This window comes from Phenylobacterium sp. (genome assembly GCF_046590535.1).
Taxonomy (GTDB): Bacteria; Pseudomonadota; Alphaproteobacteria; order Caulobacterales; family Caulobacteraceae; genus Phenylobacterium.
On record NZ_JBKJTG010000113.1, the window covers coordinates 1 to 7,350 of the forward strand.

General features: G+C 68.9%; 3 protein-coding genes. 1 reads left to right on the plus strand and 2 read right to left on the minus strand.

Features of this window, described 5'->3' with window-relative positions; genetic code table 11:
• The coding region (locus ACLL81_RS06795) for a glucoamylase family protein (RefSeq protein WP_411287590.1) at positions 1 to 346 on the plus strand (346 nt) is incomplete at its 5' end.
• Here ACLL81_RS06795 and pgm read toward each other — a convergent pair.
• Positions 308 to 1,987, minus strand: coding sequence for a phosphoglucomutase (alpha-D-glucose-1,6-bisphosphate-dependent) (gene pgm / locus ACLL81_RS06800; RefSeq protein ID WP_411287591.1), 1,680 nt, complete (start codon positions 1,985 to 1,987; stop codon positions 308 to 310). The two genes, ACLL81_RS06795 and pgm, sit on opposite strands and share 39 nt — an antisense overlap.
• Before the next feature lie 8 nt (positions 1,988 to 1,995).
• Positions 1,996 to 7,350 (minus strand): GH36-type glycosyl hydrolase domain-containing protein (locus ACLL81_RS06805; RefSeq protein WP_411287592.1); only part of this gene is annotated, 5,355 nt, incomplete at its 5' end.

A 7,350-nucleotide genomic window follows, 5' to 3' on the forward strand; every position in this document is an offset into this window, starting at 1 on the left:
CGAGATCGTCCTGCAGGCGATCGACTTCTGCATCCACCAAGCGAAGCTGAAGACCTTCAATTCCTACGGCTTCAAGGCGGCCTTCAACCCAACCCACCCCGGCGAGCCCGGAAATCCCTATGGCTGGTGGGTCTCGCCCTTTCATTTCGGCCTGGACCAGGGTCCGATCGTGTTGATGATCGAGAACCACCTCAGCGGTCTGCTGTGGGGGCTGATGCGGCGTTGCCCCTACATCGCCAGGGGCTTGCGGCGCGCAGGCTTCACGGGCGGATGGCTTGAAACCGCGAACGAACCTCCCGGCGCCAGCTCAGCTGTCCTTCTCGACGAGGCAAGGGCGCAAAGCTAGGTCGGACGTTGCGTCGCGGAACAGCGACTGCGCCTCGTCCTGGATGCGCCGCAGGTGCTGGGGGCCAATGAAGCTCTCCGCATAGATCTTGTACAGCGGCTCGGTCCCGGAGGGGCGGACCGCGAACCATCCGCTCTCGGCTTTCACGCGAAGGCCGCCCAACGGCTCACCCGTGCCGGGGGCCGCGCTTTCTATCGAGAGGACCGGCTCGCCGGCCAGCTCGGCAATTGAGACGTCAGCCGGCTTTAGGGCCTTCAGGCGCGACACCTGGTCCAAGGTTGCGGGCGCGTCTGTCCGTTCGTAGACGGGCGCCCCCAGCTCGCGGGTCAGGTCCTGGTAGAGCTCGCTCGGGTCACGCCCGGTCTTGGCGGTCATCTCCGCGGCCAGCAGGCCCAGGCTGATCCCGTCCTTTTCGGTCGTCCATACAGACCCGTCTCGCCGCAGGAAGGCCGCGCCGGCACTCTCTTCACCTGCGAAGCCCAGCGAGGCTTGGAGAAGCCCGTCCACGAACCAGCGGAACCCTACCGGCGTCTCGACCAGGCGACGGCCCAACTGCGCTGCCAGGCGGTCGATGATAGCGCTGGTGACCATGGTCTTGCCGATGCTTCGATCCCCCGTCCAGCCGCAACGATGGGCGAACAGGTAGGCGATCGCGGCAGCCAGATAGTGGTTGGGGTTCATCAGGCCGTCCGAGGCGGTCACGACGCCGTGTCGGTCGGCGTCGGTGTCGTTGCCAACCGCCACGTCGAAGCGGTCGCGCAGGTCCACCAGACGCGCCATGGCGTATTTTGAGGACGGGTCCATGCGGATCTGGCCATCCCAGTCAGCGGTCATGAAGCCGAAGGTGGGATCAACGACGTCGCTGACGACGCTTCCAGAGATCCAATATTCGTCGAGGATCGCGCCCCAGTAGTCGACGCTCGCCCCGCCAAGCGGATCGATGCCGAGGCGGACGCCGGAGTCGCGGATCAACTGCAGGTCGATGACGCTGGGCAGGTCGGCGACGAACGCGGTCCTGTAGTCATGACGGTGGACCTCCGCCGCGGCGCGCGCTCGGGAAGCGCGGCGCACACTTTCCGCGCCGCAGCCCAGGAGGCCATTGGCGACGTCCTCGATCCATCCGGTCGTGGCCGCGTCCGCGGGTCCGCCATGCGGTGGGTTGTACTTGAAGCCGCCGTCACCGGGCGGGTTGTGCGACGGGGTGATGACGATGCCGTCGGCCAGCCCACGGGTGCGGGTGCGGTTATGCGCCAGGATGGCGTGGGAGACGACCGGGGTGGGGGTGTAGCCGTCGCGCTCGTCGATCATCACGGCGACCCCGTTCGCCACCAGCACTGCGAGAGCCGTCTCCAGGGCCGGGGCCGAGAGCGCGTGGGTGTCGATCCCGACGAACAGCGGGCCATCGATTCCGACCTTGCGCCGGTGGTCGCATATCGCCTGGGTGATCGCCAGGATGTGGCCCTCGTTGAAGGCGTTGTCGAACGCCGAGCCGCGATGACCGGAGGTCCCGAAGCGGACCCGTTCGGCGGGCGCGCCAGGATCCGGGCGGCCGGCGTAGTAGGCGTCCAGCAGACGTGGGACATCAAGCAGCCGGGTCGGATCGACCCGCTGGCCGGCGCGTGGATCGATCTGACCAGCCATCGCGGCGCCTATGCTGAGCCTTGCCGCGTCGGATTTCCGAGCCTGACGAGCACATGGTGGGTTTGGCCGTCGGCCACCAGCGGCAACTGCAGGGGGCGGCCTTCGATCACCGCTCCATCGCACTCGGCATAGGCGATGCCGCGACAGACACTGTCGGGGTTTTCGACCTCGACCTCATAGCGCGCCGTCTCGTGACGAAGGGTGACCTTGAAGCCCGGCCAGGTCTTCGGGATGCAGGGATCAAGGTGCAGGCTTCCGCCCCTCAGGCGAAGCCCCAGGACATTCTCAACGCCCGCCCGCTGCATCCAGCCGGCGGCCCCGGTATACCAGGTCCAACCGCCCCGTCCGACATGGGGCGGCCGTGAATAGATATCGGCCGCGACGACGTAGGGTTCCACCTTATAGCGATGCACCTCGGCGCGGGTGCGGGCATGGTTGATCGGGTTCAGAAGGGACAGCAGGTCGGCCGCCTTATCCCCCTCGCCCAGCGCCGCGAAGGCGATCACCGACCAGAGCGCGGCGTGGGTGTATTGCCCGCCGTTCTCGCGAATGCCGGCGGGATAGGCCTTGATATAGCCTGGGTCGAACGGCGTCTGATCGAACGGCGGCGCGAACAGCAGCGCCAGTCCGGTCTCCGGCAGGATCAGGTCGCGCTCGACCGCGGCCATGGCGCGGGCCGCGCGCTGCGGATCGGCCGCGCCCGAAATCACCGCCCAGGACTGGGCGATGGAATCGATCCGGCATTCCTCGCTCGCCGCCGAGCCCAGGGGGGTCCCGTCGTCGAACCACCCGCGGCGATACCAGTCGCCATCCCAGGCTTCGCGCTCCAGCGACGCTTGCAGGGCGATGAGATGCGCCGCCCAGGCTGTGGCGCGGGCGTCATCGTGGCGCGCCTGCGCCAACGGCAGGAAGGCCTGAAGTGTCGTGTAGAGGAACCAGCCCAGCCAAACACTCTCGCCGCGTCCCTGCGCGCCGACCCGGTTCATGCCATCGTTCCAGTCGCCGCCGCCGAACAGCGGCAGGCCATGTCCCCCGAGCTGAAGGCTCGCGTCGAGCGCACGGGCGCAGTGCTCGTAGAGCGGGGCGGCCTCGGCCGCGACGGTCGGATGGAAGAAGCTCTCGGGCTCGCCGGCGGCCAACGGCGGACCTTCCAGGAAGGCGACGTCCTCGGCCAGCACATCAGCGTCGCCGGTCACGCCGACGTAGTGGGCGGCGCAGTAGGCCAGCCAAACGCGATCATCGGCGAACCGCGTGCGGACCCCCTGGCCTGAGTGCGGCAGCCACCAGTGCTGCACGTCACCTTCGACAAACTGCCGCGCGGCGGCGCGCAGGAGGTGCTCGCGGGTGATCGCGGGCCGGATCGCCGCCAGGCTCATGGCGTCCTGCAACTGGTCGCGGAACCCGTAGGCGCCGCTGGCCTGGTAGAAGGCCGAGCGCGCCCAGAGGCGGCAGGCCAGCGTCTGATAGAGCAGCCAGCCGTTCAGCAGCACATCCAGGGGCCGATCCGGCGTCTCGACCTGGACGGCGCCGAGGAGATTGTCCCAGTTCTGTCGGACCTCCTGAAGGACCGCATCAAGGTCGGCCGCGCGGTAGTGCGCAATCAGCGCACTGGCTTCGTCGGCGCTCGCAGCGTCGCCGAGGAAACTGACCAGTTCGACGCTTTCTCCCGGCGCCAGATCGATCGTGGTTTGCAGCGCCCCGCACGGGTCGAGACCGCCGCCGACGCGGTTGGAGAGGCCAGCTGAACTTGCCAGCGCGAGCGGGGTCGCAAGCGCCCCATTGCGGCCGATGAACTCCCGACGGTCCCCTGTCCAGCTCGTCTGCCGGCCCCCGAGGTCGACAAAGGCGACGCGCGACCCGAAATCCGCGGACCAGCGATTGCGGGCAAACATCGCGCCGGTCGCGGGGTCCATCTGCGTCAGGGTGAAGGGCGCCGCCTCGGCGCGCGATGAGCCCAGCACCCACTCGACATACGCAGTGACCGAGAGTCGCCGCCGACGGCCTGAGACATTGCGGATCGTTAGGCGGGAAATCTTCACCGGATCGGCGAGCGGCACATATTCGACAAGCGCCAGGTCCAGGCCGTGACCCAAATGCTCGAAGCGGCTGTATCCCCAGCCGTGGCGCGCCACATAGGTCGCGGCTTGGTCGCGGATCGGCGCCGCCGTGGGGCTCCACAGCTCTCCCGTCTCCTCGTCGCGCAGATAGAAGACCTGGCCTGACCGGTCGCCGACCGGATCGTTGGACCAGGGCGTCAACCGGTGCTCGCGGCTGTTCAGCGACCAGGTGCAGCCGGCGCCGTCGGCCGACACCTCGAAGCCGAAGTGGGGGTTAGCGATGACGTTGACCCAGGGGGCCGGTGTCGACTGGCCCGGGCCGAGGATTACGACGTACTCCTTGCCGTCTGGAGCGAACCCGCCGAGGCCGTTGAAGAACTCCAGTTCGGGCCGGGCGGCCGGCGAGGGCGCGTCGGGGCTGCTGCCGAGCTGTCGCGCTCTCGGCCGCGACGGCGGCTGCGCCTTGGCTGCGCGGTCGAGCTGTTCGACAATGCTTCCGCGTTCAGCGCTCAGGACCACCCGAGCCGCCGAGGTCAGCAGCCCGCAGGTCTCGGCGGCCACCAGATCGGCGCGCAGGACATAGACCCCACCGACCGCGCCCGGATCCAGCGCCTGCAGCCGCGATTGGCTGGCCCGCACCAGCGCTTCCAGCGCCCCCTGCAGATCCTGGACGTAGGAGGTGGCCCGCTCATTGAGGATCACCACATCGAGGGCGACGCGCTTCATACGCCAATAGGTGGCGGCGGCCAGCAGGTCGCGGGCGACGTCGAGATGGTCGATGTCGCTGATCCGCAAGACGATGATCGGCAGGTCCCCGGAGATCCCCATCGACCACAGCCCGGGCTGGCCTGCAGCTCCCTGCTCGAGGGTCTCGGTGGGCGGGCGGAGCGCCGGCGTCGCATAGATCAGATGGCCGGCCAGGCGCTGGAACTGACCGGCGTGGGCCTGGGTGATCCCCAGGTGGTGCAGCTGCACCTGCGCCTGGGTCCAGGCCAGCGTTGCGGCGCGGTCGAAGGCGGTCACGTCGTGGTGCTTGTCGACGAGATCGAGGATCGCCTTGCGGGACGGCCCCACCATCGTCCAGAACGCTATCCGCACCTTCGCGCCCGGCGCGATCCGCACCCGCCGCCGCAAGGCGAAGATCGGGTCCAGGACGGCGCCCGTAGAACCCGATAGCGGACGGCCCTCGAGCACGGCGATCGGTGAGCCAATGCTTCGACCTCGTCCGAGAAAGCGGGCGCGGTCCGTTTCGAACTCCAGCTTGCCAACGATCTCGCCATCGACGACCGCGAGGTGGGCCGCCCAGATTTCCGCGTCTGCCGGGTCGCGCCGCCGACGCGTCGCGAGCAGCGCACCGATCCCTGCCAGGTGTTCGGTCTCGACGAACAGTTTGGAAAACACCGGGTGGGCGACGTCGGCCATGTGCGGCGCCAGCACCAGCTCGGCGTAGGAGGTGACCTCGATCTCGCGCGGCAGGTCTCCGGTGTTGAAGATCGAGACGCGCCGCACTTCAGCGTCGTCTTCCGCCGAAACCAAAACTTCCATGGTGGTCGTCAAGCCGTCGTCGCGGCGCGATATTTCCACCCGGTCCTCGTTGAAGGCGACGGCATAGCTGTCGGGCTCGGCGCCGGTCGGCTGCAGGCCCGCCGACCAGACCGCGCCGCTCTGCACGTCCCGGAGGAAGACATAGGAACCCCAGTCGTCGCAGGTCGCGTCCTCCCGCCACCGGCTTACCGACTGATCCAGCCAGCGCGTGTAGCCGGAACCGGCGGCGGTGAGCATCACTGTGTAGCGGCCGTTCGACAGTAGGTGGGTGGCCGGCGTGGCGGCGTGCGGACTGGGCAGCCGCCGCCCAAGCTGCGACTGGGCGTCCTCGATCTTGACGGCGACGGAGGCCTCCGCCGCCCAGCGCGGGGTCGGCGTGACGTCGCGCGGCATCCGCTCCTGCAGGAGCAGCTCCGTCGCCTGGACCATCGGCTCGGCGTGGAACCGCCGGCGCATGGCGCCGTCCAGCAAGGCGTCTGCGATGGCGACGATCGTCATGCCCTGGTGATGGGCCATGAAGGCGCGGACCAGGGCGGGGGCGTTGCCCTCCGGCACCCGTTCCGGCGTGTAGTCCAGGGCCTCGTAGAAGCCGTAGCGTCCCTGCGCTCCCACCGCGGCGAGACGCTCGAAATTGCGGGCCGCCGCGTGGGGATTGATCATCGCCGCCAGGGCGGTTGCGTAGGGCGCGATAACAATGCTGTCACCCAGGCCGCGCTTGAGTCCCAGGCCCGGGACTCCGAAGTTGGAGTACTGGTAGGTGAATTCGAGGTCGCGGGCGTTGAACGCGGACTCCGAAACCCCCCAGGGGACCCCCAGCTGCGCACCGTATTCGATCTGCCGGCGCACGACGGCGCGGGTCGTGCGGTCGAGCAGGCTGCCGGCGGGTGACTGCATGACCAGCGAGGGCATGAGGTACTCGAACATCGAACCCGACCAGGAGATCAGGGCCGCCGTCTCGCCGACCGGCGTGACGGCGTGTCCGAGGCGGAACCAATGCCGGGCACGGATGTCCCCCTTGGCGATCGCCAGGAAGCTAGCGAGCCGGGCTTCGGACGCCAGCAGGTCGTAGCAGTTCGCGTCCAAGACCCCGTCGGAGGGCAGGAAACCGATGGACAGCAGCTTGCGGTCCGGGTCGAGCAGAAAACCGAAGTCCATCGCCAGCGCCATCGCCTGGGCCGCGTTCTCCAATGCGATCAGGCGGGACGCGAGTCGGGTCTCGACATCAGACGCCACACCGACGTCGCGGCGGTGGCTGGCCAGCGCGTTGCGGGCGGCTTCGACCCAGTAGAACAGCTCCGCGTCGGCCTCCTCACCCCGCTCGATCAGGAACCCCTGGACGTCGGCGGCGAGCACCTCCGCCCGTTCCGCGAGGTCGGCGAGGGACTCTGGGCGGATATCTCTCGTGCCCGCCAGACCCTCCGCGGCGACCGCGAGCCCCCGCAAGGCTGCATCGAGCTGCCGCCAGGCGGCCGCAAGGCTGGGGCGACCTTCGCGCAACGCCTCGGCCGCCGCGCGGGCCAAGGCGAGCGCGTCGCCGACGCCGGCCAGACGCGATGTGGCGGTGGGCGCTGGCCCACGCCACTCCCGGCAGGCCCCGGCGAGCGCGATCAGGTGACCGGCCAGACTGCCGCTGTCGACGGTGGAGACATATTGCGGGTCGAGCGGACGCAGGTCCGTTGTGTCGTACCAGTTGTAGAAATGACCACGGAAGCGGGCCATGCGCCCCATGGTGGCGAGCGACGCCTCCAGCCGTTCGACCGC

Bases quoted from the DNA above. Each gene is read 5' to 3' on its own strand.
- pgm (WP_411287591.1), bottom strand. From the start codon at position 1,987: ATGGCTGGTCAGATCGATCCACGCGCCGGCCAGCGGGTCGATCCGACC.